Source organism: Amniculibacterium sp. G2-70, assembly GCF_014353055.1.
Taxonomy (GTDB): Bacteria; Bacteroidota; Bacteroidia; order Flavobacteriales; family Weeksellaceae; genus Amniculibacterium; species Amniculibacterium aquaticum.
The window spans coordinates 374944-400248 of the sequence record NZ_CP060698.1 but is presented as its reverse complement, the minus strand read 5'-3'; the positions used below and the strand labels follow the sequence as shown (position 1 = coordinate 400248).

The window sequence follows — 25305 nt, the reverse complement described above, 5'->3', positions numbered from 1 at the left end:
TTTCTTAATTTTTGGTTGAAAAAGTTCCTAAAATAACAATCCCTTTTGCGATAAAATTAATGAAAAACATGATGGTAAAGAATAGAGTCATGTTGATGCCGAACTGGGGTTTGGTGCTAAAAAAGAGTATCGGTAGCAATCCACAATATTCTATAATTAGCCCCAGACATATCCAAAATGGGAAGTAATTTTTAATATTTAGAATGATTTTGGTGTTGAAGGTTTGATATAAAAATATGGATATGGATGCCAGTAAGATTAATATTTCTAAAAAATAAAAATTAATGGGGAAAATGAAGTAAAAAAACTTATCAAAGATAGAAAACCCAAGATATAAAATGATGAATGCTGTAATAAGATAAAATTGTAACCGTTTCAGTGGTGCTCGTGTGGTTTTTTTGTAAAAATAGATAAGCAATAACAAAAAGGTTAGAAATAAATAACCCATATTGAAAATGATTTGGTTGGACAAAATGACATCGTTGTAAACTAAAATCTTCTCCAATAAAGCAGTGGATAGAGAGAGGGCTACAGATGCGATATAATAATAGATGTATTTTCCCAAATTTTTTCTATAAATGATGAGAAATGTTAAACACAAAAAGCCAAGGAGATCTATGAATATTTTGATCATTTCTTGTTTGAAATCCATAATGATTGTTTTTTTTAATAGTGATCAATTATTTTAATTCACAATAATAGTCTATTTTTGAGCATTAATACATTAAATATTACCCCAGAAAAACAGATTTTTCAGCCATGTTAATCGAAAATTACAATACTATTGTTAGACAATTGCCTGTAGAAGTACAGTTGGTAGCGGTGTCCAAAACACATCCTATCGATAAAATTAAACAAATTTATGATGCCGGACAAAGGGTTTTTGGAGAAAATAAAGTCCAAGAACTTGTAGAGAAACAACCGCTCTTGCCCGGCGATATCCAATGGCACCTCATCGGTCATTTGCAAACCAATAAAGTAAAATACATTGCCGAATTTGTAGATACCATACAAAGTGTAGATTCCGAAAAACTCTTGGATGAAATTAATAAACAAGCCGAAAAGCACAATCGAAAAATAAAAGTACTTCTGCAAGTAAAAATAGCCGAAGAAGACTCCAAATTTGGATTGGAAGTTTCTGAAACCAAAGAATTGTTTTTAAAATACCTTCAAGGACAGTTTCCAAATATCGAAATTACCGGATTGATGGGCATGGCAACCTTTACAGACGATGCCACACAAATAAAAAACGAATTTTTATTTTTAAAAAGATTGTTTGACCAATTGTCAATGCAAAAACCATTAGAAACCCTCTCCATGGGGATGAGCGACGATTTTCCTTTGGCTATTGAGTGCGGTGCCAATTCTGTACGAGTAGGCTCGGCCATTTTTGGAAATAGAAATTACAATATTTAAAGTTCAATATCTTATTATCCCAATAAATCCATAAATTTGCACCTATGCAAAAAATATTAATTGTAGAAGACGACAAACCGATCAGTACGGCATTGTTAAATGTTCTTTCTGAGGAACTTACCGATTACGAATTCGATTTGGCAGAAGACGGCGCTGAAGGGCTGAAAAAAATTCAAACCGAAGATTATGCCTTGGTGATTTCAGACATCAAAATGCCCAAATTATCCGGTGACGAAATGTTGAAGAATGCCATGCAAATAAAGCCTGAATCTACATTTTTAATGATTTCAGGACATGCGGATATCGATTTGGCCGTTTCGTGTTTAAAGGAAGGTGCTTTCGATTATATTTCCAAACCCATAGATCTCAACCGTTTGTTTCAAAGTGTTAAAATTGCTTTGGATAGAGGGGATTTGCAAAAAAACAATCAGCAACTTCAAAAAGAAAATTCGACTTTAAAGAAAAAAGTCAATAAAAAATACCAAATGATTGGCGACAGTTCTGCTTTGAAAAAAATTCAAGACATGATTGATAAAGTTGCCTCTTCCGATGCTCGAGTTCTGATCACAGGTCCCAATGGAGCAGGAAAAGAATTGGTGGCCCACGCCATTCACAACCAATCCGAAAGGTGTAAAGGCCCAATGGTTGAGGTGAATTGTGCTGCAATTCCTTCGGAACTTATTGAGTCCGAATTGTTTGGGCATGTTAAAGGTTCTTTTACAGGAGCCATTAAAGATAAGCAAGGAAAATTTGAGTTGGCCAATAAAGGAACTATTTTCTTGGACGAAATAGGAGACATGAGCCTTGTTGCCCAAGCAAAAGTACTTAGGGCTTTGCAAGAATCCAAGGTTTCTCCGGTTGGAAGTGACAAGGAAGTTAGAGTAGATGTCCGTGTTATTGCGGCAACCAATAAGGACATGAAAAAGGAAATCGCCGAAGGAAAATTCCGTGAAGATCTTTATCACCGTTTGTCGGTGATAGAAATCCATGTGCCTTCTTTGGACGATAGAAAAGAAGATATTCCGCTGTTGGTCGAACATTTTGCAAAAACCATTGCCGAGGAACAAAAATCATCCGTAAAAGAATTTGATCAACATGCAATAGAAACTCTGAAAGGATACTCGTGGACAGGAAACATCAGAGAGCTGAGAAATGTGGTGGAACGACTGATTATTTTAGGGAATAACCCGGTTACTGCAGACGATGTTGAAAGTTTTGTTCGAAAATAACAATAACAGTTAATCATTTATTTAATATACTTTTAACACAAATAATCAATCAATTGCGGTATTTTTGCCGCAATTTTTTTTTCAAATATATCTTTAATTTATGTTTTTAAATGCAAAATATACAAGAGATTGCCTAAAGTTAGCTTTTCCGGTAATGCTAACGCAAGTCGGGCAGGTCTCGGTTAATCTTTTTGATAACATCATTGTTGGGAAACTTTTAGGTGCCGATGCTTTGGCGTCGGTATCCTTAGGAAATGCTATCTTTTTCTCTGTTTTTGTTTTTGCTTTGGGCTTTTCTTTTGCAATTCCGCCCTTGGTATCTGAAGCCAAATCCAAGGGAGATCATGAGAAGATCAACTCGGTTTTTAGACATGGTTTTGTTATCAACTTAGGAATTGGTATTCTCCTTATGGGGATTTTGTTTGCAGCAATGCCGCTTTTGTACCACATGGATCAACCTGCAAAGATTATTCCGGATACCGTGAGCTTTTTATCCATCATGATTGTAAGTATTGTCCCTTTCATGGTTTTCCAGACCTATCGTGAGGTTTCCGAAGGTTTGTCCTTTACCATTGGAGTGACCAAGGCGACCATTTTGGCCAACATCATCAATGTTATTCTAAACTATGTTTTCATTAAAGGAATGTTTGGGTTTAGTCCAATGGGTGTGCAAGGTTCGGCATTAGCTACTTTAATTGCAAGAATTTTTATGATGATTTTCTTGTATTTTGTGATGATGAGGGAAGAGAAAACCAAAAGATACATTAAAGAATTTTCTTTGAAAATAACAATATTCTCCAAGAATATGTTCAACAGAATGTTGAAATTGGGTTTCCCAACGGCAATGCAAATGTTGTTTGAGGTGACCGCTTTTGCAGCTGCAGCATTTATTTGTGGACTTATTTCAGCAACAGATATTGCGGCGCATCAGATTGCATTAAGCATGGCGAGTTTTACTTTCAACCTCTGTATTGGCTTTTCTGTGGCTTCTACCGTGATGATTGGTGGAAAATTGGGGGAGAAAAAATTCTTGGAAATAAAAGAGATCGGCATCAATAACTTGAAGTTGTCCTTTCTGTTTATGCTTTGCAGTGGTGTTTTCTTTATCATAGCCAGAGATGTTTTGCCTACTTTCTTTACTAAAAAGGAAGATGTTGAGGTAATCGCTTTGGCATCTAAACTCCTCATTATTGCAGCTCTTTTCCAATTGTCGGATGGGGTACAAGTTACCGCTTTGGGGACAATGAGAGGCTTGCAAGATGTGAAGATCCCCTCCATTATTACTTTTGTAGCTTATTGGGTAATCACCATTCCTTTGGGATATTATCTTTGTGTACAGAGAGAGATGGGAGCTTGGGGAATGTGGATCGCTCTTGGCATTGGTTTGACCATCTCTGCGGTGCTTTTGGTGAGAAGATTCTTGAATAAAAAATTTGCTTAGAGCCTTTTTAATTCATTGTGATTATGAAATTCATTTCAATTCCTCAATCTTTGAAATAGTGGAAAACGAGTACGAAGTTTACTAGCCCGGATTGTAGCGGCATCCTTTTGTGGAGCTTCAGCGGAACAAAAGATACAGCGAAAAGCCGGAAATAGCTCCTTAACAATAAAATAAACCAGTTGTCAAAATAAAAAGGCTGTATCCCATGACGGGTACAGCCTTTATTATTTTGGTTGAATTTGGATTAACCCAAATACGGATACTTGTAGTTTCTTGGAGAAACGAAAGTTTCTTTAATCGATCTTACAGAAACCCATCTCATCAAGTTCATTTTAGAACCGGCTTTGTCATTGGTTCCTGAAGCTCTGGATCCACCGAAAGGTTGCTGTCCAACAACTGCACCTGTAGGTTTGTCGTTGATGTAGAAGTTACCCGCTGCATTTTCTAATGCATGGTAAGCTTCTTCAATAGCGTAACGATCTTTTGCGAAAATAGAACCTGTTAAAGAGTATGGAGAGGTTTCGTCAACCAATTTCAAAGTTTCTTCCCATTTTGCATCTTCATAGACATAGATGGTCAGGATAGGGCCGAAAATTTCCTCGCACATGGAAGAATATTTAGGGTTGCTGGTTAAGATCACCGTTGGATCTACAAACCAGCCTTTGCTATCGTCGCATTTACCTCCAAAAATAACTTCGGCATCCGATGCATTGTTGGCATTCTCGATATAGGATTTACATTTATTGAAAGAAGTTTGGTGGATCACCGCATTCACAAAGTTAGACGGATCTTCTGGAGAACCTACTTTTATTGTAGAAAGTTGGCTTCCCATTTCAGCTTTCACCCCTTCCCAAAGAGATTGTGGGATGTAAGCTCTGGATGCTGCAGAGCATTTTTGTCCTTGATATTCAAAAGCACCTCTTACCAAAGCAGTTGCTACTTCGATAGCATTTGCAGAAGGGTGTACCATAACGAAGTCTTTACCTCCCGTTTCACCTACAATTCTTGGGTACGATTTGTAAGTATGGATGTTTTCGCCAATCATTTTCCACATGCTTTGGAAAACACTTGTGGATCCTGTGAAATGCAAACCTGCAAATTCTGGATGAGAAAGTACTCTCTTCGTACTGTCTGCACCTCCGGCAAATACCAAGTTGATAACCCCATCCGGTAAGCCGGCTTCCATGAAGATTTCCATCAGTACATGAGCCGAATAAATCTGAGCGTGAGACGGTTTCCAAACGACAACATTCCCCATAAGAGCCATACAAGTTGGTAAGTTACCAGCAATGGCCGTAAAGTTGAACGGTGTAACTGCAAAACAGAAACCTTCTAACGGTCTGTACTCTGATCTGTTCCAGATGCCTTCGCTAGAAACGGGTTGCTCAGAATACATTTCTGTCATAAACTCGACATTAAATCTCAAGAAATCGATCAATTCGCAAGCCGCATCAATTTCTGTTTGATGCACATTCTTACTTTGACCAATCATGGTAGCAGCGTTCAATCGATCTCTGTACGGACCTGCAATTAATTCGGCAGCTCTTAAGAAGATGGCAGCTCTTTGTTCCCAACCTAGGGCATTCCATTTTTTCTTAGCAGCCAAAGCGGCTTCAATCGCCATATCCACATGGCTCATATCTCCATAATGGTAAAATCCTAACTCGTGCTGATGATCTTGAGGAGACTCTAGTTTTTTGTGGGTATCGGTTTTTATGGCTTTACCTCCAATGATCATGGGAACTTCTAATTTTTCGTTCCACATTTTTTTGTAGGTTGCCAATAGGGATTCTACCTCTGCAGATCCAGGTTCATAGCTTCTTACAGGTTCGTTCACAGCGTATGGAACTTGCGAAATTGCTTTTGACATATTTGTTTTGTTTAAGTAAAATTAAATATTTCCATAAAGACTATGGAATTTATTTGCACTGAATAATTCTTACAAATTTAAGGCAAATCAATGAATTTAACAAAAGGCTTTTGATATGATTTTTCTTCATTTTTCAACTGAAAATTAACTTACTTTTGCAGTCAATTTTATAAGTATGAAAAAAGTATTTTACCTAAAATCTTGTGGGACTAACAAGAAAATTATGGCGGCTTTGGACCTTACGGATTGGGAGCTGAGGGAGATAAAATCTAAGCCGATGACGAAACCTGAACTGGAATCTCTGTATCAACTTGCAAAATCCTATGAAGCGCTTTTCTCTAAAAAATCGACCCAAATAAAAGCGAGAGGTATTGATGTGAAGTCTTTGTCGGAGGAGGATTTCAAGGCTTTAATCTTAGATCACTACAGCTTTCTGAAGAGACCGGTTTTTGTCAGCGATCAAGAAATATTTATAGGAAATGAAAAAGATAATTTGGAAAATCTTAATCGTTATTTCCAAACCCTCTAAAATAGAAAAAAGCGGACAAAATTTTGTCCGCTTCTGTTTTGTATTCAATCCTTGAAGGATCTTAAATCCTTCAAGGATGAGATTCAGAATATTTTTTATACAAATGGCAATTTCACCACTTTCGCAGGGATGTTTTTATTGCGAATTTGGATGTAGATTTCAGATCCCAATTTGTTGTGCGGATTATCGGCATACGCCAATCCAACTCCAACCTTTCTCATCGGGCTCATTGTACCGGAAGTTACCTTTCCAATGACATTACCTTCAGCGTCAACTACTGGATAGTCGTGTCTTGGGATGGCTTTTTCTAACATTTCGAAACCGATCAGTTTTCTGCTAACTCCTTCGGCTTTTTGTTTTTCAATGATTTCTTTTGCTACAAAATCTTTGTCCAATTTTGTAATCCAACCCAAACCTCCTTCTAGTGGAGAGGTGGTATCGTCGATGTCGTTTCCGTACAAGCAGAATCCTTTTTCTAATCTCAAAGTATCTCTAGCAGCCAAACCACAAGGGATTAGTCCGAACTCTTCACCTGCTGCAGTCAGTTCATTCCACAGTTTTTCTGCATCTTCATTTTTAAAATAAATTTCGAAACCACCGCTACCTGTATATCCGGTATTGGAGATGATCACCTCTTTTACACCAGCAATTTCTCCGGTAGTGAAGTGGTAATAAGGGATGTCCGAAAGATTGGTGTCGGTAAGTTTTTGTAAAGTTTCAGTAGCTTTTGGACCTTGTATAGCGATTAGGGACATTTCGTCTGATGCATTGGTCATTTTAGCTCCAAATTTTTCGTTGTATTTAGAAATGTGCGCCCAATCTTTATCGATATTAGAAGCATTTACCACAACAAAATATTTTTCGTCTGCCATTTTGTAAACGATAAGATCATCTACAATGCCTCCATTTTCGTTAGGGAGACAAGAGTATTGCGCTTTTCCATCTACAAGGGTATCTACATTATTACTTCCAACAAATTGCAAAAGATCTTTTGCGGCAGGACCTTCTACAAAAAATTGTCCCATATGCGAAACATCAAAAATACCTACTTTTTCTCTTACAGCGAAATGCTCTTCCGTAACTCCGGAGTATTGTACCGGCATATCAAAACCCGCAAAAGGTACCATTTTAGCACCTAGTGCAACATGTTTGTCATAAAGTGCAGTCTTTTTTACCATAATTTATTATAATTTATTTTGTCTTTAATTTTCTTTTATTTGGAGCTTCACACGAGAGATGCTTTCAACCATCGTTCCCGCTTTTCATTCCAATCTTTGTTTTTGCCCTGGCTTTTGCCCAATCAAAAACAAAGGATTTCCATTGCAATCGGGGCTAGGACATCGGGTAGAGATGCTTTGCAAAGCCTTGTTTTAGTTCTGAATTTCGTTTAGATATTCTTTTAAAATTATTTTGAACCAAGCGGTAAATTCCTCGGGTTTGTTCTCAATTTCTTTTAGAAGATTTTCCACACTTATGTAGCGCACCTCTTCAACTTCTTCGGGGTTCAGTTGGAAATCCGATTGGTACTTGCCAAAAAAAACATAATCCAACTCGTGTTCCCAAAGTCCTTGTCCAACATCAGCTTTGTAGATAAAATGGAATTTTTCTTCCAATTCGGTGTCTATGCCCAATTCTTCTTTCAGTCTTCTGTTGGCAGCTTCCAAATAAGTTTCTCCTTCTCTTGGGTGAGAGCAAACGGCATTGGTCCAACAACTTGGTGAGTGGTACTTTTTTGCTGCCCTTTTTTGTAGGAGCATTTCTCCTTGGTTGTTGAATAAAAAAACTGAAAAAGCTCTGTGCAAAACTCCCTTTTCATGGGCTTCCTGCTTGTTCATCAATCCCAAAACGGCATCGTTTTCCGTAACCAATACTACCTGTTCTTCCATATTGTTTTAAAAGTTACCAAAGGTAGCAATATTTGATTGTACAAAGCAACTGAAAAAAAGCATAAAAAAACCACTCGCAAGGAGTGGTAGTGTATTAGGCTGCTTTTTCTTTTTTATCTTTAGAAGAGCAGCACGATTTTTTCTCTTTGGAGTCGCAAGATTTTTTGTCTTTGTCTTTACAATTCTTCTTGTCTTTGCACTCTTTTTTGTCTTTGTCACAAGTTACTGAAGTGTTGGCAGCATAACCGAAAGTGAACATGGAAATGGCTGCGATTGCTAATAATTTTTTCATTGATTTAGGTATTTATTTGTTTTTTGTTAATTCAGCCAAATGTATAAATTATTTTTAAATATCAAATAAAAAAAATGAATTTATTTGATACCATATTCAGTTTTATAACTTTTTCAAAATTTACAACTCGATTTTTATTTGGATTTTAATAGCAAAATGTAGTTTTCGGCACCCTCTTAATGGGGTCTTGTCCTTCGTATGGAATGCTTATCGGGATTTATTGTATACATGACAAAAAATCAGAATAACTCAATTAAAACCACAACTTGTCCCAATTTTTCGGGATAGACACAGAGGGAACATTGTGTGTAACCATGCAGTCTTATAGCTATTTATACTTTGCTTCTTTGTGGTTTTGTAACGAGATAAGTTGTGGTTTGAGCGGCTGATTATTTATGTGTTAGGATTTGTATCAATACTTTGTATTTTCATAAATTTTCAGAAAGAAAGGTGTTCTTTTTTTATAAATCTGTTGTCATTCAATGCATAACAAAAATGTGTTTTTTGTATATTTGCTTTTAAAAACTTTAAATAGATGTTTAAAAGTATCATAAAAGGAACGGGACATTATGTCCCTGAAAATAGGGTGACCAACGACGATCTTTCTAATTTAATGAACACCAACGACGATTGGATCACCGAAAGAACAGGCATTAAGGAAAGGAGACACCGAAAAGAAAGAGTCCATTCAGAAGAAACCACCACAACTTATGCGCTGAAAGCATCACAAATGGCTTTGCGTTCGGCAGGACTTTCTGCTAAAGATTTAGATTTCATCGTATTTGCAACGCTTTCGCCGGATTATTTTTTTCCAGGTTGTGGCGTTTTGTTGCAAGAGCAATTGGGTTGCAATACCATTGGTGCTTTGGATGTGCGCAACCAATGTTCGGGTTTTGTATATGCCATGTCGGTTGCCAATGCGTTTATAAAATCCGGTGTCTATAAGAACATCTTGGTGGTTGGTGCTGAAATTCATTCTTTTGGTTTGGATTTTTCAGACGAAGGTAGAGGGGTTTCTGTTATTTTCGGAGATGGTGCAGGTGCTATGATTTTATCGGCTTCGGAGAGCGAAAATGATGGAGATGTGTTGGCGGTCAATATGCATTCTGAAGGGAAGTATGCTGAGGAATTGGCGGTTAAATTTCCAGGTACCAAATTGGGTTGGTCGGATGTGTTATGGTCTGAAAATCATGCAATAACGAAACAGGATGTTTATCCCTTTATGAACGGGAATTTTGTTTTCAAACATGCCGTTACCCGGTTTCCGGAAACCATGATGGAAGCCTTGGATAAAGCTGGGAAAACCATTTCCGATTTGGATTTGTTTATTCCGCATCAAGCGAATTTGAGAATAGCACAGTTTATACAGCAGAAATTTGGTTTGCCGGATGATAAGGTTTTCAATAACATTCAGAAATACGGAAATACCACGGCGGCTTCTATCCCAATTGCTTTCAGTGAAGCCGTAGAGCAAGGACGAGCCAAACGAGGCGATTTGATATTGCTTTCTGCTTTTGGTAGTGGATTTACCTGGGGTTCTGTATTGTTTCAATATTAATTGAAGTCATTTTCCTAAAAAAAAAGAGGTTTAAACCTCTTTTTTTTGTTTTGTTTTTAGAATAATTCTAAATGTGCTTCCTTTGCCAATTTCGGATTGTGCAATTTTGATGTCGCCATTGTGATAGTCATTAATCACTCTTTTGGCAAGACTAAGTCCCAAGCCCCAACCTCTTTTTTTTGTGGAATAACCCGGGTTAAAAACATTTCTTATTTGATTTTGAGCCATTCCACAACCGGTATCTTTGAAGTCGATAAAGATGGAATTGCTTTTTTCATAAAGTGAAATTTCCAAATCGCCACTTCCTTTCATGGCATCAACGGCGTTTTTTACTAGATTTTCGATCACCCAACTCATCAAGATTTTGTTGTGATTGACCCATAAAATTTCTTTCTTCATGTTCAATCTGAAGTTGACTTTAGAAGAGATTCTTCTTTTCAGATATTCAAAATTTTGTGTTAATGTATCGCTCAGGTTGGTGTCGTTCAGTTCAGGGACAGATCCAATTTTCGAAAATCTTTCGGAGATGGTTTTCAGCCGATTGATGTCTTTTTCAATTTCATTGATCCCTTCGGATTGTGGGTTGTCGAGTTTCATAACTTCAATCCAACCAATCATGGAGGATAGAGGTGTGCCAATTTGGTGAGCGGTTTCCTTTGCCAAGCCTGCCCACAGGAAGCCTTCATCGGTTTTTTTTAGGGTTCTCATAAACCAAAAAGAAAATAAAAAATATCCTAAAATAATGAAACCCAAAATGTAGGGGGTGTATCTAAGGTTGTTCAGCAATGCAGAGTTGTCGTAGTACACAAACTGGTTGTTGCCGTCAGGAAATTCAATTTCAAAAGGCTTGTTGTTGCTTTCCATTTTGTGCATCAATTCTTTGAGTTTCACTGGATTGTTCCAGATATTTTCGGGAATGTTTCTGTGGTAACCTTCGTCGGGAATTGGGTTTTTATTTTTGTCCGCCACAATCACAGGGATGTTACTGTTGATGTTGAGGATTTCCGGCAACAGATCGAGGATGGCAGGATCCGGAGAGGTGAGCTCTTTCTGTATTTTAATGGATTTGGAAAGAAGGTTGATGCGCTTTATTTCTTCTTTTCTAAGGTAGTTTACCAAAAGAGTTGTGGCCAGGACAATACCGGCAACCACCAAGGTCATAAGTAGAAAAACAAACCAACGATTGATTTTTGTAAAGATTTTGGAATATTTCAAAATACTATAAATTTTTATTCAAAAATACCATATTTTCAAAAAATATTCTAACCTTTAGTTAGAAATCAATCGTTGGCTGATCTGTTGATGATAATCGTAAGAACTAGTTAGGGAATTTGTAGATGATGCAGTTGATGTTCATCCCGGCACCTACAGAAGCCATAACAATAACACCATTTTTGTCGAATTTATGATCGCCCAATTGGTTTTCACTAATCAAATGATACATCGTAGGGATGGTTGCTACAGATGAGTTACCAAATTCTTGAATGGTCATTGGAGAAATGCTGTGGTCGTACTCTCTAATTCCGTAAAGTCTGTGTAGCCTATCAATCATGGCATAATCCATTTTAGCATTGGCTTGGTGTATAAGCACTTTGTTGATGTCTGTGATGCTCAGTCCGGCTTCATCGATAGTGTCTTTAATGGCTTGAGGTACATTTTTCAATGCGTATTCGTAGATTTTTCTACCTTGCATACGGATGAAAAGTGCATCCTTTGTGTTGTCTTTGTTCAGTGAGCATCCGTTGGTAAGATAGTTCAACTCGGCATCGTTATCGCAAATGGTACTGTGATTGATGATGCCTACATTTTCCTGATCCGTTTGGGTAACCACAACAGCACCTGCACCATCCGAGAAAATCATTTTGTTTCTATCGTAAGGATCGGTAACGCGGCTTAGTGTATCACCGCCCACCACTAAAATATTTTTTGCCTTACCTGCTTTTATTAAAGTATCGGCTAGGATCATGGCTTCTACCCATCCCGGGCATCCGAAAACCATGTCGTAAGTGATGCATTTTCTGTTTTTAATGCCGAGTTTGTTTTTTACTCTGGCCGCCATATTGGGCATAAAGTCTGCGTGACCTGCATGGGTTACTTCCCCAAAATTGGTACCGTACAAGATGTAATCAATCTCTTCAGGATTGATACCTGCATTTTCAATCGCCATTTTAGAGGCTTCGTACCCGATGTCCGAATTAAAAAGATGATCTTCTACATATCTTCTGTTTTCAATTTCAGTAATTTCTACAAATTTACCGATGATCTCTTCATTGGGTTTGTCAATTTTTTCACCGTCTTCTGTATAGAATTCTGTATCCATGAAATGAGATCTTCCGATAACTCTTGTCGGTATATAGCATCCCGAACCAATTATGATTGTACTAGGCATATAAAATATTGAATTGAGCTGACAAAGTTAATAATTAATAAATTAAGAAGTATTTAAAAATATTATTAAATTTGCAAAAATTCAGTATTTACCTATGAAAAACAATCCGGCACTAAAAGGCTTTATCATTGCATTATTGGCAGGGATACTGTCTTTTGGACTGTACTTTATGTTTTTGGCAAAAGAAAATTACTTTGTAGTCGATAATCCCACACCTTCCACCTACTATTTTAAAATAAATAATGGTGAAGAAAAAATAATAACTGCTGGACAAACCGTACCTGTAGATCTGGGTAAAGGTAAAAATGATATCCAAGTTTTTGATGCCCATAAAAAAATAATTTTCGACTCGACTTTTCAGGTTAAAAAAGAAAGAGGCTTGATCAATATCGCCCATCAGGATTATTATATCAATACCCAATACTATGGATATAACTTGAATAAGGATTCCCTGATAATGGCATTGGGGAATACCAAGATTGATGGTGAAGATTTTGTAGGCGCTCCAAAGAAATTTAATAAATTGTACACCGATGATTTTTATTATAATGTCGATGAAGATTATGATAAAGTCATTAAAAATATACAGAAAGTAGAAAGTCGATCCAAGATTTTCAGAAAACAAGATTTTTTGAATTATTATAAAGAATATTACAAGTTTTGACACCAGATATCAATAAAGTAACCCCGTATAATTCTGAAGCCAGCAAGAAAAGCCAGGTGGAGGATATGTTTGATAATATTGCACCAAAATACGATTTGCTCAATCATGTTTTATCGATGAAAATCGATGTGATGTGGAGGAATACCTTGGTGAATTGGCTTAAAAAAGACCAGCCCAAAGAGGTATTAGATGTCGCTACAGGCACAGGAGATCTAGCAATTGCTGTACAAAAAGGGACCCGATCCAAAGTGGTCGGATTGGATTTGTCGCAACAAATGTTAAATGTTGGTGTTATTAAAATAAAAAAACTTAATTTAGACGGCGAAATTTCTATGCAAAAAGGCGATGCGGAGAATTTACCATTTTCTGACAATCGTTTTGATGCAGTCACCGTAGCCTTCGGTGTGCGAAATTTTGAAAACCTGCCCATAGGACTTGCAGAACTGAGAAGAGTAGTAAAGGAAGGGAAGAGTGTTTTTATTTTAGAATTTTCAAAAGTAGAAGGTTTTTTAGGGCCGTTTTACATGTTCTATTTCAAAAATATTTTACCCGCAATCGGAAAGCTTATTTCAAAAGACAATAGAGCATATACCTACCTTCCCGATTCTGTAAATGCATTTCCTTATGGCGAAAAAATGAAAGCAATCCTCTTAGAAACAGGATTTAAAAAAGTAGAATACAAAAAACTAAGTTTTGGCATAGCCACCATCTATAAAGCAACAAAATAAACTATGAATAAAATTTTATCCAAAGCATTAATTCTTGCCGCATTCGGGACTACCTTTTTGGCCCAAGCGCAATTGTTCTCCACCAATAATAGAATGGACAAGTTAGAAGGTTTTGATCTGCAGAAATTTTCATGGGGATTCTACCTCAATGGAAACATGTACGATTATAAAATCGTTCTTCACCCAAGATACGGAATGGATGTTAATCATAATCTGGTATCTTCTAAACCTAGTTACAGTTTTGGTGCCGGATTAATTGGGAAAATGAGAATTTCCGATGATGTGGATTTGAGACTAGAACCGGGCTTGCAATTTGCTGAAAGAGAATTGACTTTCCAAACGCAATCCAACGACCAATACCAATTTGGTACTTTAACCAATCCCGCATTTACACCAATCGGATTGAAAGAAGAAGATAAAAAAAGAATTGTAAAATCGACTTTGTTGGACATACCCGTATTGGTAGAATATCACGGATTAAGATGGTACAACTCCAGACCGTATGCTGCTGCAGGGGTTAACTATATTGTGAATTTGCAATCCAACTCCGGTAGTCCAGAAGACAATATGCAAGGCGTATATAGAAGCACGACACACAACTTTGCATGGTCTGCAGAAATGGGTATCCAATTCTATTTCAACCGCTTCAAGTTGACACCAGGGATTAGAGGTACTTTCTTCTTAAATAATGAAAAAGTTGCAGACAATCCGGGAACACCACCGTATTGGGCATCAGCCATTTCAACCATTCAGTCCAGAGCGATCATGTTCGTCTTGAAATTTGAATAAAATAACCCAAAACGATATTTGAGAAGTCCAGAAGGGCTTCTCTTTTTATTTGTTAAAAATTTAATAAAAAAACTCAATGACTTTTTTGTTTTCTTAGGTCATTTTTTCTATTTTTGTTTATTGTTAGAAAAAAAACACCTGAGATGCTCAAAGAATTGGATAATCACTTTTTAGCGCTCGAAAAAAAAATTTCGAACCTGCAAAAAGAATATCTAAAGTTGAAAGAATCTTTGGCAGAACTCCACCAAGAACACGAAGAGTTGAAGCTAAAGTATGATGATGAAAGATCGAGAAATCAGGTATTGGCAGAAGAACAGAAAAAAATAAAACTTCATGCAGCCATCTCCGGAAATCCGGAACACAACCGATTGATGAAAAACCACATCAACCGATTGATAAAAGAAGTAGATACCTGCATTGCCCAATTACAAAATAGCGGACTATAATGGATAATAGAAGAATAACCATCAATATTGCTGGACGAATATATCCGCTAAATGTTCCTTCGTCCGAAGAAGAAACTCTTAGGAAAGTAGGAAAACAAATTGAGAATATGATTAAAGAGTTTGAAGCCAATTTCGATATTCGAGACAAACAAGATGCACTCGCCATGTGTTGCCTAAAGTTTGGAACCAATGCCGAATTGATGTCACAAACCAATGAGAAAAATATAAAAGCTTCCATAGAACGACTGATGCAAATGGATCAGCAATTGGAAGATTTGGAGAAATAGCATCTCCGAAGAATTGCCTGCAATAATTCTAACACATTAAGGTAAACTCAACGCTATACTATTACCGGATGAATGTTTACACAATGGCGTGCCGATCTACTCGGATTACAGCGTGTGAAAATCAGTCCAAATCGTGTTGATTAGGAGTTTACTCTAAATCTCTGAATTGTTGCAGGTTTTTTTTGTAAACAATAATCGGGCGCATAAATGCCCAAAAGTATAGAAGAAATAGTTATAACAAAACAATAATTAATATATGATAACCGTAGTAATCGTCGGTATTGCTTGTCTCATTTTAGGAGCCGTTGTTGGAATGCTTTTTTCCAAAAGTTCCCTGAATACCAAAGCAAAATTTATTTTGGATGATGCCAAGAAAAATGCCGAAAATCTCATAGAGAAAGCAACTGTACAAGCAGAAGCCCTTAGAAAAGAAAAACACCTTCAAGCCAAAGAAAAATTTTTGGAACTGAAATCTCAACACGATTCAGACATTCAGGCCAGAGAGAGAAAAATGCAAGAAGTTGAAAAAAGAACCAAAGACAAAGAAAATAAGCTGAACGACGAGCTTAGTAAAACTTCTAAATTGGAAAAAGATCTGGATAGACAAATAGCCGATTATTCCAGAAAAAATGAAATCATCGATAAAAAACAACATGAATTGGACATTGCCAATGCTCAAAAAGTAGAAATGTTGGAGAAAATCGCTGGATACACCGCAGAGGAAGCTAAAAATGATTTGGTAGAAACCATGAAATCTGAAGCCAAAACAAGAGCTCAAGCTCATGTACAAAGCATCATGGAAGAAGCACAAATGAATGCGAAAAACGAAGCCAGAAAAATCATCATCCAAACCATACAAAGAATTGGAACAGAGCAAGCTGTAGAAAATTCAGTTTCTGTTTTCAACATCGAATCCGATGAGGTTAAAGGTAGAATTATCGGTAGAGAAGGTAGAAACATCCGTGCGCTAGAAGCTGCAACAGGTGTAGAAATTATCGTTGATGATACTCCTGAAGCCATTTTGCTATCTTGCTTTGATCCGGTGAGAAGAGAAATCGCAAGACTTTCACTTCACCGATTGGTAACAGACGGTCGAATTCATCCGGCGAGAATTGAAGAGGTTGTAGAAAAAACCAGAAAACAAATTGAAGAAGAAATAATTGAGGTTGGAAAAAGAACCATCATTGATCTCGGTATCCACGGTTTGCACCCAGAATTGGTGAAAATTGTTGGCCGAATGAAGTACCGTTCTTCTTACGGACAAAATTTGTTGCAACACTCCAGAGAAGTAGCAAATATCGCAGCAACCATGGCGGCAGAACTTGGTTTGAATGTTAAATTAGCTAAAAGAGCAGGTCTATTGCACGATATCGGTAAAGTTCCGGAGCAAGAATCCGAATTGCCACACGCACTTTTGGGAATGCAATGGGCAGAAAAATACGGAGAAAACCCAGAAGTAATCAATGCGATTGGTGCACACCATGACGAAATTGAAATGACCTCTTTACTTTCACCAATTATTCAAGTTGCCGATGGTATTTCAGGAGCTAGACCGGGTGCCAGAAGACAGGTCTTAGAATCCTACATCCAAAGGTTGAAAGATCTAGAAGCAACGGCCTTAGGATTTGATGGTGTTTCTAGTGCCTATGCCATCCAAGCAGGTAGAGAGCTGAGAGTAATGGTGGAAAGTGCTAAGGTGAATGACGAACAATCGGCACAATTGTCCTACGATATCTCAGAAAAAATTCAGAATGAATTGACTTATCCTGGACAAGTGAAAATTACCGTGATCCGTGAGACTCGTTCGGTAAACATCGCGAGATAAGATTTAAGAAAACTAAATAATAAAAGGCTATCCAATTTTGGGTAGCCTTTTTCATTAATCGACTTCTTCAAGAATGAATATTTCTTCCACCGGTTTACCAAAATATTTTGCAATTTTTAGAGCTAAAAGAGTAGAAGGTACATATTTATTTTTCTCCATAGCATTGATGGTTTGCCTACTTACGGAAATAATTTTTGCCAATTCTTCTTGCGTAATATTTTTTGTAGCTCTCTGTATCTTAATCGTATTCTTCATTTTGAAAATTTCTTTGATTCATAAAAAGCAAATAATGAAATCGAGCGATGTATAAGATCATAACTGTAAACATATTGTAGATCAGTACATTCAGGAAATCAATTCCATAAATAAAAAGAAAGAGAAACAAAAGAACAGCATAATTCATAAAAAAAGCCCATTGGAAAGATGTCAATCGAAGATTGGTTATGAATTCATCTTCTACTTTTTCTTTTGAAAATACAACAAGAAATCCACCAACGATGAACATTGCTCCAAGTAGAGTATTGGTAATGTCTGTTTTAATGAAACTAAAATATTTTGTATCGCTTCCAAATAGAAAGCCTTCGCTTCCAACTATTGAAAACACCGTCGTATTCATGTGATATTCTTCGTTGAAAACGACATAAATACTCCACAGTAAAGTGCTAAGTGCTAAAAGTAACCAACCAAATATTTTGAATTTTTGAGGTAATAACAATTGTTTTTTCATAATATTTTGAATTTTTATTTTATCAAATGTAAAAAATATATTCCAAAATGTAAAATATATTTTACATTTATTTTATATTTTGTTTATTTCTTTGTATTGTTAAAATTCAATTTTTTAAATGAATGGTTTTCCATCAAAAAAGCCTGCAATTTTGCAGGCTTAGAATTTATTGATGCATCGTATTTTTTAATACTGACCTTTCTCCACAAAATGTGCAGCCACTTTTTCAGTAAGCGCCACAACATTCGGGTGGTTGGTGTATTTGGTAAATCTTCTCAAAGCAGAAAGCATCATTCTTTGTTCGTCGCCCTCAGCAAATGAAATGATCCCTTCTTTGGCCGAAACTATAATTTTTTCCACTGCTTTGTACAGGTTCAACTGAGCCATTGATGCTTCTACAGAGTCTGCAGCAAAATGCTTTTCAGCTCTCAATATTGCCGATTCTGCCATGTAGATTTGGTTCAGAATTTCGGAAGCGTTTAGCAATAGATGTTGTTGCTTCTCGATGTCCATCATGTATTTTTGAAGTGCAGCTCCGGAAACCATCAAGAACACTTTTTTCAAATTGGCAATGATGGCTTTTTCCTCACTCATATAAGCCGAATAATCCGGTACTTCGAATGAAGGAATGCCCATCAATTCTTTAGAAATGGCCATTGCCGGAGTCAATAGATCCAACTGACCTTTCATGGCTCTTTTAATCAACATTCCAACAGCTAACAAACGGTTGATTTCGTTGGTTCCTTCGTAGATTCTACCAATTCTGGCATCTCTCCAAGCAGATTCAATAGGCGTATCTTCTGAAAAGCCCATTCCACCAAAAATTTGAATGCCTTCATCGGCTGTGTTTTGGGTAAGATCGGATACGAAAACTTTTAGGATAGAACATTCTACAGCAAATTCTTCCACACCTTTCAGTTCGGCTTCTTGATGGTTCATTCCACCAGCAACCAATTCGTCTATTTTATTCTGAATGTCTTTTGCAGCTCTGTAAGTTCCGGCTTCTGAAACAAAAACTCCGGTCGCCATTTCTGCAATTTTCTTGCGGATCGCACCAAATGTTGAGATGGCAACACCAAATTGTTTTCTTTCGTTGGCGTATTTTATAGAATGTCCCAGGATTCTTCTTTGTCCGTCCAGGTTGGCAGCTGCCAATTTTATTCTACCCACATTCAGGGCGTTCAAGGCGATTTTGAAACCATTGTTTCTTTCGCCCAACATATTTTCCACTGGAACTTTCATGTTGTTGAAGAAAACCTGTCTTGTAGAGGAAGAGCGGATTCCCAATTTGTGTTCTTCTTCACCCAAAGTCAAAGAGTTTGGATCTTCAAGTTCGCTTCTGTTGATGACAAAACCGGTAATGTTTTTATCGTCGTCAATTTTAGCAAATAAGGTAAAAGTATCTGCAAAACCAGCATTTGAAATCCACATTTTTTGTCCGTTGATGATGTAGTGTTTGCCATCGTCAGAAAGTACGGCCTTGGTTTTTCCGGAGTTGGCATCAGAACCGGCATCGGGTTCTGTTAAACAGTAAGAACCAAATTTTAATCCAGCTGCTAAATCTGGAAGGTATTTTTTCTTGAGTTCTTCAGTACCGTAGAAAAGGGTAGGCAATGTACCAATCCCGGTGTGAGCTCCGAAAGCCGTTGCCAAAGAGCCGTTGCCACCAGAAAGTACATCACACGCAAGGGTGGTGGACACGAAATCCATTCCCATTCCGCCGTATTCTTCCGGCACGGTAATGCCGAGCATTCCCATTTCTCCCAGTTTTTTCATACACTCTTCAGTAAGTGCATAATCTTTTTTCTCGAATCTGTCGTGTTGCGGAATGACCTCTCTGTCGATAAATTCTTTTGCCGAATCTCTGAGCATTTTTTGCTCCTCTGTTAGTTCTTCTAAGCTGAAAATTGCTGTTGCAGGAATTTCTTTAATTAAAAATTCGCCACCGATAAGTTTATTGTTCATTGTTGTTTAATTTTAGATTTTGGATTTTGGATTTTGGATTTTGGATTTTGAATTATTTGTTATTAGGTTTTTGCTGAAGAGTTTTAACAATAGATGTTAATATGTTTACAATACTATTAATTTCAGATGTATAAATTTCTTCATTAAAAGTTACAATTTTAGATTTTGATAATAGTTCCAACCAGTACTATGTTTCTCTGGCTTCTTTACTAGCAATAGACATTTTATATAAAAAATCTTTTTCTGAAAAACCAGCTGTTGCCTCTTGTACATTTGCACCGATTGAGGTTCCACTTCTTAATAACTGTTTGGATATTACATATTCATTTTGGGTTTTGCAAATCTTATATAATTCAATAATTAATAATGCAAAATCAAATGTTTTATCCTTTATTAAATTATTTTTTTGCATGATTCAATAAGAATTTTTTATTGTCTTTTTTAATAATTCAAAATTTAGAATTCAAAATTCATAATTTATAAAAGTTCATAAATCGCAGCGGCTCCTTGTCCGGTTCCTACGCACATGGTAACCATGCCGTATTTGTTTCCTCTCAGTCGCATTTCGTCGAATAATTGCACCGCCAATTTGGTCCCGGTACAACCCAGTGGATGTCCCAAAGCAATTGCTCCACCGTTGACATTGGTGATTTCTGGGTTGATGCCCAACTCGTTCATTACCGCCACCGATTGGGAAGCAAAAGCTTCGTTTAACTCGATTAATTCGATATCTTTCAACTGAAGACCTGCTTGTTTCAAAGCTTTTGGAACGGCGGCTACGGGACCCATTCCCATAATTCTTGGTTCTACTCCGGCAGCAGCATAAGTCACCAATCGGGCTTCTGGTTTTAGTCCCAATTCGTTAACCATTTCTTCGCTCATCACGATGACAAAAGCAGCGCCATCACTCATCTGTGAAGAGTTTCCGGCAGTTACACTTCCGCCGTTGGCGAAAACAGGTCTTAGCTTTGCCAAACCTTCCAAAGAGGTGTCTTTTCTAGGTCCTTCGTCCACCATGAAATCGAATTTTTTGGACTGCATTTTTTGGTTTTCGTCCAAGAAATTATATTCTACAGGAAGAGCGGCAATTTGGTTGACAAACTTACCATCTGTTAATGCTTTCAACGCTTTTTGGTGAGAATGAAAAGCGAATTCGTCCTGAACTTCCCTTGAGATTTTGAATTGGTTGGCTACGGCTTCTGCAGTATAGCCCATTCCCCAATAATAATCGGGATTGGTTTTTGCCAAAGCAGCATCCGGTACGGGTTTGTAGCCTCCCATCGGGATATAGCTCATAGATTCTGTTCCTCCAGCAATGATGCAATCGGCCATTCCGGATTGTATTTTAGCAGTGGCAATGGCAATGGCTTCAGATCCTGAGGCACAATAACGGTTTACGGTAACTCCCGGAACTTTGTCGGTGTCGAGTCCCATAAGTGAGATTAATCTTGCAACATTGAGTCCTTGCTCTGCTTCGGGCATGGCGTTTCCAACGATGACATCGTCTATTCGGTCTTTGTCGAGTTGTGGGAAATCTCCCATAAGTTTTTTGATGACGGTTGCTGCCATTTCATCAGGTCTTGTAAACCTTAACGAACCTTTCGGCGCTTTGCCTACTGCGGTTCTGTATCCTTTTATGATGTATGCTGTTTTCATTGTTTGTTGGTTTAAACTTTTTTGAATTTTTTAAGCCTCGTAGAGGTTTACTGTTCGTAGATTATTGTTTTGTGATTGAGTAGAGCTCCGTAGGAGCGATCTGTTAATTTTCAATCCATTCAAATAGGTATTTAGATTCATATTCAATTTCAAATTTTTCCATAAAATCTAAATATTCTTCTCTGAATGTTTTCTTTTTATGATGTTCTTCTTGATTTAAAATATATTTTACAACAGAATCAAGACTGCTTTTAGAATAAGAAAACGCTCCATATCCTTCCTGCCAATTGAATTTACCATTAATCCATTTTTTATCATTAATAAATTTTGAAGATCCTGCTTTAATATCTCTTACCAAATCTGAAATTGAAATAGATGGACTCATACTTATCAAAAGATGAACATGATCAGGCATTGCAAATATGGCATACAATTTTTGATTTCTGTTGGAAATAATACCTGAAATAAATTTATGTAATTCTTCTCTGTTTTCTTTTGAAATCAAATTTTGTCTTCCTTTAACTGCGAAGACAATTTGAATATAAATTTTTGTATATGTATTTGCCATAAACTTTATTGGTCTTTATTAACAGGTCGCTCCTACGGAGCTTCTATTTCTAAAATCTAACCTCTAACCTCTAACTTCTAATGTCTAACTTCTAGTTACGAAGCGGTTTCCCTTTTTGTAACATGAATTGTATTCTTTCCAAGGTTTTTCTTTCGGAACAGAGTTGTAAGAAGGTTTCCCTTTCAAGGTTTAATAAATATCTTTCGGAGACCAAAGTAGGTTCAGAAAGTTCGCCACCTACCATAACTCTTGCTAATTTGTCGGCAATTTTTTTATCATATTCGGAGATGAAATTCCCGGCCAACATTTGGTCGGTTCCTACCAAGAACATACCGAGAGCATCTTTACCCAGAACCAGTACCTTTTCTTCGATCGGTTGGGTATAGCCTTGTTCTGCCATAAGCAATGCTACTTTTTTGGCTTCAGCAATTTGGTTGTTTTTGTTTACCACAACAAAATCTTTTCCGTGTTCAAAAATTCCCATATCGAAAGCTTCATAAGCAGAAGTAGCCACTTTTGCCATGGCGATATTCATAAAAGCATCTCTCAGACGGTTGGTTTTGACATCGTCTTTTACAAAATCTTTGGAAGTTCTGCGGATAAATTCTTTGGTACCACCACCGCCAGGGATTACGCCAACGCCAAGCTCTACCAAGCCGATATAAGTTTCGGCGGCAGCAACCACTCGGTCAGCGTGTAGCGCCATTTCGCAACCACCACCCAAAGTCATTCCGTGTGGAGCGACAACGGTTGGGATGGAAGAGTAACGAACCCTCATCATGGTGTTTTGGAAATACGCAATCGCCATGTTCAGATCGTCCCAATCTTGATCCACCGCCATCATCATGATCATGGCAAGGTTGGCACCTACAGAAAAGTTAGAGCCTTGGTTAGCGATAACCAAACCGTCGTATTCTTTCTCGGCAAGGTCGATCGCACGGTTGAGTCCGTCCAAAACTTCGCCACCCAAAGAATTCATTTTAGAACGGATTTCGAAATTGATGATTCCGTCACCCAAATCCTGAATTGCAGCTCCGGAATTGGACCACAAAGTTTTATTTTTTCTGATGTTATCAAGGATGATAAAGGACTCTTTTCCTGGGATTGTAGTATAGTCTCCGGAGTTTTTGTCAAAATAAATGGATTGACCTTCGTCATTAATTTTGTAGAAAGATTCTCCTTTTTTTACCATAGATTTAGCCCAATCGGAAATGTCGTAACCGGCTTCTTTAGCCAGTTCTGCACCTTTTGCAACGCCAACAGCATCCCAAATTTCGAATGGACCATTTTCCCAACCGAAACCGGCTTTCATGGCATCGTCAATTTTATAAATATCGTCTGAAATTTCCGGTACCTTGTGCGAAACATAAGCAAACATAGCTCCTAGAGAAAGTCTGTAAAACTCACCTGCTTTGTCTTTTCCACCAATCAACACTTTGAAACGATCTATAGGTTTATCGATGTTTTTTGTTAATTCTAAAGTTGGGAAGTTGGCTTTTCCTTGAGTTTCGTATTCTAAAGTTGAAAGATTGAGTTGAAGGATTTCGGATTTTCCATCATCACCTTTAACTTTTTTGAAGAAACCTTGGTTGGTTTTGGAACCGAGGAAATTATTTTTCATTAAGAAATCAATGTAAGCAGGCATTTCGAACTGATTTTTGAACAACTCTTGCTCTACACCGCTTTCTCTAACGCCGTTGGCAACATGCACCAAGGTATCTAGACCTACTACATCAGCAGTACGGAAAGTTGCAGATTTGGGTCTGCCAATAACGGGACCGGTTAATTTATCCACTTCGGAAATAGAAAGGCCTAATTTTCCAATGGTATTAAAGATGTTCATGATCCCGAAAACTCCAATTCTGTTGGCAATAAAGGCAGGAGTATCTTTGGCTAAAACCGTAGTTTTTCCTAAGAATTTTGCACCGTACGACATGTAGAAATCTACAATTTCCGGAAGTGTGTGTGGTGTTGGAATAATTTCTAACAAAGGTAAATATCGTACCGGATTGAAGAAGTGAGTTCCTGCAAAATAATCTTTGAAATCATCGCTTCTGCCTTCTGTTAAAAGATGGATTGGAATCCCCGAAGTGTTGGAAGACACCAAAGTACCGGGTTTTCTGTGTTGTTCAATTTTTTCATACACCGATTTTTTGATGTCCAATCTTTCGACTACGACTTCTATAATCCAATCGGTGTTTTTGATTTTAGGCATGTCGTCATCAAAATTTCCAACTTTGATGCGGTCGGCAAATTTTGGAGTGTAGAGCAGGGCCGGACTGGCTTTTTTCAGTTTAGCCAAGGAGTCGGTAGCAATTCTGTTTCTTACCGCTTTATCCTCTTTGGTAAGACCTTTTTTTTGTTCGGCTTCAGAGAGTTCAAACGGAACGATATCGAGCAGTAAAACTTCCACTCCGATATTGGCAAAATGGGCTGCGATACCGCTTCCCATAATTCCGGAACCCAGAACCGTAACATGTTTTATTCTTCTTTTCATTATATTATTTTATTTTTTTGAATTGAGTTCGGTTGATATTTTCATAATTTCAGTCATCACTTCTTTGAAGGTTTCAAGCTTTTCAGGAGCAATTTTTTCAACTACTTTTTTATTGAAATTCACAACGACTTCTTTGGATAAATTTCTAGATTGTAATCCTTTGTCAGTCAGTTTTATGATGACTTCTCTTTTGTCGCTGGATGTTTTTTCTTTGTAGATGTAGCCGTTGTCTTCTAAAAGTTTGATAATTCGGGTTAGAGATGTAGGTTCAATCGCCATTTTAGGGCCCAGATTGGTGCTTCTGGTGCCGTCTTTTGGGTCAATTTTTAGAAGAGTGAGGGCTTGTACCGCTGTAGCGTCGTAATCTTGAGCCAATTCGGAATACATCTTGGAAACCGAAAGCCAAGTTTGTTTCAGGATAAGGTCGATATTTTCAACTTTATCTTTATTTTTAAGATCCATAATCATTTGAGATTTGTTGTATTCCAAATATAATAATATTATGCATGCATAATACTTATAAAATGAACATTATTTTTAAAC

26 protein-coding genes are annotated in these 25305 nt (G+C 37.3%); 11 read left to right on the top strand and 15 right to left on the bottom strand.

Annotation, left to right across the window (positions count from 1 at the left end):
• Positions 1-4: 4 nt before the first annotated feature.
• The gene (locus H9Q20_RS01820; RefSeq protein ID WP_124640549.1) at positions 5-652 is read right to left on the bottom strand and encodes a hypothetical protein; all 648 of its coding nucleotides are present in this window, start codon (positions 650-652) and stop codon (positions 5-7) included.
• Positions 653-759: 107 nt separating this feature from the next.
• Here H9Q20_RS01820 and H9Q20_RS01815 point away from each other — a divergent pair, with 107 nt between their 5' ends.
• The 3 genes from H9Q20_RS01815 (at position 760) to H9Q20_RS01805 (ending at position 4086) form a co-directional block, all read left to right on the top strand.
• Positions 760-1416: a YggS family pyridoxal phosphate-dependent enzyme gene (locus H9Q20_RS01815; protein ID WP_187478153.1), complete on the top strand. Its 657-nt coding sequence runs from the start codon at positions 760-762 to the stop codon at positions 1414-1416.
• Between the two features lie 44 nt (positions 1417-1460).
• Positions 1461-2645, top strand: coding sequence for a sigma-54-dependent transcriptional regulator (locus H9Q20_RS01810; protein WP_124640547.1), 1185 nt, complete (start codon positions 1461-1463; stop codon positions 2643-2645).
• A 100-nt stretch (positions 2646-2745) separates the two neighbouring features.
• Positions 2746-4086 carry an MATE family efflux transporter gene (locus H9Q20_RS01805; RefSeq protein WP_124640546.1) on the top strand — a complete coding sequence of 447 codons (1341 nt, stop codon included), beginning with the start codon at positions 2746-2748 and terminating at the stop codon, positions 4084-4086.
• 244 nt (positions 4087-4330) lie between these two features.
• Here the strand turns inward: H9Q20_RS01805 and pruA are convergent, their stop codons facing one another.
• Positions 4331-5956 carry an L-glutamate gamma-semialdehyde dehydrogenase gene (gene pruA / locus H9Q20_RS01800; RefSeq protein WP_187478152.1) on the bottom strand — a complete coding sequence of 542 codons (1626 nt, stop codon included), beginning with the start codon at positions 5954-5956 and terminating at the stop codon, positions 4331-4333.
• Positions 5957-6131: 175 nt separating this feature from the next.
• Here pruA and H9Q20_RS01795 point away from each other — a divergent pair, with 175 nt between their 5' ends.
• Positions 6132-6485, top strand: coding sequence for an arsenate reductase family protein (locus H9Q20_RS01795; RefSeq protein ID WP_187478151.1), 354 nt, complete (start codon positions 6132-6134; stop codon positions 6483-6485).
• A gap of 95 nt (positions 6486-6580) precedes the next feature.
• Here the strand turns inward: H9Q20_RS01795 and gcvT are convergent, their stop codons facing one another.
• The 3 genes from gcvT to H9Q20_RS01780 form a co-directional block, all read right to left on the bottom strand.
• A complete protein-coding gene (gene gcvT / locus H9Q20_RS01790) occupies positions 6581-7663 on the bottom strand; it encodes a glycine cleavage system aminomethyltransferase GcvT (protein ID WP_187478150.1) in 1083 nt (360 codons plus the stop codon).
• 192 nt (positions 7664-7855) lie between these two features.
• A complete protein-coding gene (idi, locus tag H9Q20_RS01785; protein WP_124640542.1) occupies positions 7856-8371 on the bottom strand; it encodes an isopentenyl-diphosphate Delta-isomerase in 516 nt (171 codons plus the stop codon).
• Between the two features lie 94 nt (positions 8372-8465).
• Positions 8466-8663 carry a hypothetical protein gene (locus H9Q20_RS01780; RefSeq protein ID WP_124640541.1) on the bottom strand — a complete coding sequence of 66 codons (198 nt, stop codon included), beginning with the start codon at positions 8661-8663 and terminating at the stop codon, positions 8466-8468.
• A gap of 535 nt (positions 8664-9198) precedes the next feature.
• Here H9Q20_RS01780 and H9Q20_RS01775 point away from each other — a divergent pair.
• Positions 9199-10221 (top strand): 3-oxoacyl-ACP synthase III family protein, encoded by a 1023-nt coding sequence (locus H9Q20_RS01775; protein ID WP_124640540.1) that lies wholly within the window; start codon positions 9199-9201, stop codon positions 10219-10221.
• Between the two features lie 30 nt (positions 10222-10251).
• Here H9Q20_RS01775 and H9Q20_RS01770 read toward each other — a convergent pair whose 3' ends face one another.
• The gene (locus H9Q20_RS01770) at positions 10252-11436 is read right to left on the bottom strand and encodes a sensor histidine kinase (RefSeq protein WP_262385554.1); all 1185 of its coding nucleotides are present in this window, start codon (positions 11434-11436) and stop codon (positions 10252-10254) included.
• Positions 11437-11539: 103 nt separating this feature from the next.
• On the bottom strand, positions 11540-12610 hold the full coding sequence (locus tag H9Q20_RS01765) for a 3-oxoacyl-ACP synthase III family protein (protein WP_187478149.1): 1071 nt from the start codon (positions 12608-12610) through the stop codon (positions 11540-11542).
• Between the two features lie 94 nt (positions 12611-12704).
• Here H9Q20_RS01765 and H9Q20_RS01760 point away from each other — a divergent pair, with 94 nt between their 5' ends.
• From H9Q20_RS01760 to rny, 6 genes are all read left to right on the top strand, one after another.
• Positions 12705-13274, top strand: coding sequence for a hypothetical protein (locus H9Q20_RS01760; protein WP_124640538.1), 570 nt, complete (start codon positions 12705-12707; stop codon positions 13272-13274).
• Positions 13275-13339: 65 nt separating this feature from the next.
• Positions 13340-14002, top strand: coding sequence for a bifunctional demethylmenaquinone methyltransferase/2-methoxy-6-polyprenyl-1,4-benzoquinol methylase UbiE (gene ubiE, locus H9Q20_RS01755; protein ID WP_262385591.1), 663 nt, complete (start codon positions 13340-13342; stop codon positions 14000-14002).
• A 3-nt stretch (positions 14003-14005) separates the two neighbouring features.
• The gene (locus H9Q20_RS01750; protein ID WP_124640536.1) at positions 14006-14791 is read left to right on the top strand and encodes a porin family protein; all 786 of its coding nucleotides are present in this window, start codon (positions 14006-14008) and stop codon (positions 14789-14791) included.
• Positions 14792-14934: 143 nt separating this feature from the next.
• On the top strand, positions 14935-15237 hold the full coding sequence (locus H9Q20_RS01745) for a hypothetical protein (protein WP_124640535.1): 303 nt from the start codon (positions 14935-14937) through the stop codon (positions 15235-15237).
• Positions 15237-15524, top strand: a complete 288-nt coding sequence (locus H9Q20_RS01740) for a cell division protein ZapA (RefSeq protein WP_124640534.1) — start codon at positions 15237-15239, stop codon at positions 15522-15524. Before H9Q20_RS01745 ends, H9Q20_RS01740 begins: the two co-directional genes overlap by 1 nt.
• A gap of 256 nt (positions 15525-15780) precedes the next feature.
• Complete coding sequence (rny, locus tag H9Q20_RS01735; RefSeq protein ID WP_124640533.1) at positions 15781-17349, top strand: ribonuclease Y; 1569 nt, start codon at positions 15781-15783, stop codon at positions 17347-17349.
• A gap of 54 nt (positions 17350-17403) precedes the next feature.
• Here the strand turns inward: rny and H9Q20_RS01730 are convergent, their stop codons facing one another.
• The 8 genes from H9Q20_RS01730 to H9Q20_RS01695 all read right to left on the bottom strand — a co-directional run bounded on the left by H9Q20_RS01730 (position 17404) and on the right by H9Q20_RS01695 (position 25230).
• Complete coding sequence (locus H9Q20_RS01730) at positions 17404-17604, bottom strand: helix-turn-helix transcriptional regulator (protein ID WP_124640532.1); 201 nt, start codon at positions 17602-17604, stop codon at positions 17404-17406.
• Positions 17588-18076, bottom strand: coding sequence for a hypothetical protein (locus H9Q20_RS01725; protein ID WP_187478147.1), 489 nt, complete (start codon positions 18074-18076; stop codon positions 17588-17590). Before H9Q20_RS01725 ends, H9Q20_RS01730 begins: the two co-directional genes overlap by 17 nt.
• Before the next feature lie 186 nt (positions 18077-18262).
• Positions 18263-20041, bottom strand: a complete 1779-nt coding sequence (locus H9Q20_RS01720) for an acyl-CoA dehydrogenase family protein (protein ID WP_187478146.1) — start codon at positions 20039-20041, stop codon at positions 18263-18265.
• Positions 20042-20228: 187 nt separating this feature from the next.
• Positions 20229-20453: a four helix bundle protein gene (locus H9Q20_RS13315; protein ID WP_316248114.1), complete on the bottom strand. Its 225-nt coding sequence runs from the start codon at positions 20451-20453 to the stop codon at positions 20229-20231.
• A 65-nt stretch (positions 20454-20518) separates the two neighbouring features.
• Positions 20519-21697: an acetyl-CoA C-acyltransferase gene (locus H9Q20_RS01710; RefSeq protein ID WP_187478145.1), complete on the bottom strand. Its 1179-nt coding sequence runs from the start codon at positions 21695-21697 to the stop codon at positions 20519-20521.
• Between the two features lie 103 nt (positions 21698-21800).
• Positions 21801-22265 (bottom strand): IS200/IS605 family transposase, encoded by a 465-nt coding sequence (tnpA, locus tag H9Q20_RS01705; protein ID WP_124640527.1) that lies wholly within the window; start codon positions 22263-22265, stop codon positions 21801-21803.
• A 91-nt stretch (positions 22266-22356) separates the two neighbouring features.
• Positions 22357-24762 (bottom strand): 3-hydroxyacyl-CoA dehydrogenase/enoyl-CoA hydratase family protein, encoded by a 2406-nt coding sequence (locus tag H9Q20_RS01700; RefSeq protein WP_187478144.1) that lies wholly within the window; start codon positions 24760-24762, stop codon positions 22357-22359.
• Positions 24763-24771: 9 nt separating this feature from the next.
• On the bottom strand, positions 24772-25230 hold the full coding sequence (locus H9Q20_RS01695) for a MarR family winged helix-turn-helix transcriptional regulator (RefSeq protein ID WP_394336892.1): 459 nt from the start codon (positions 25228-25230) through the stop codon (positions 24772-24774).
• Between the last annotated feature and the right edge of the window lie 75 nt (positions 25231-25305).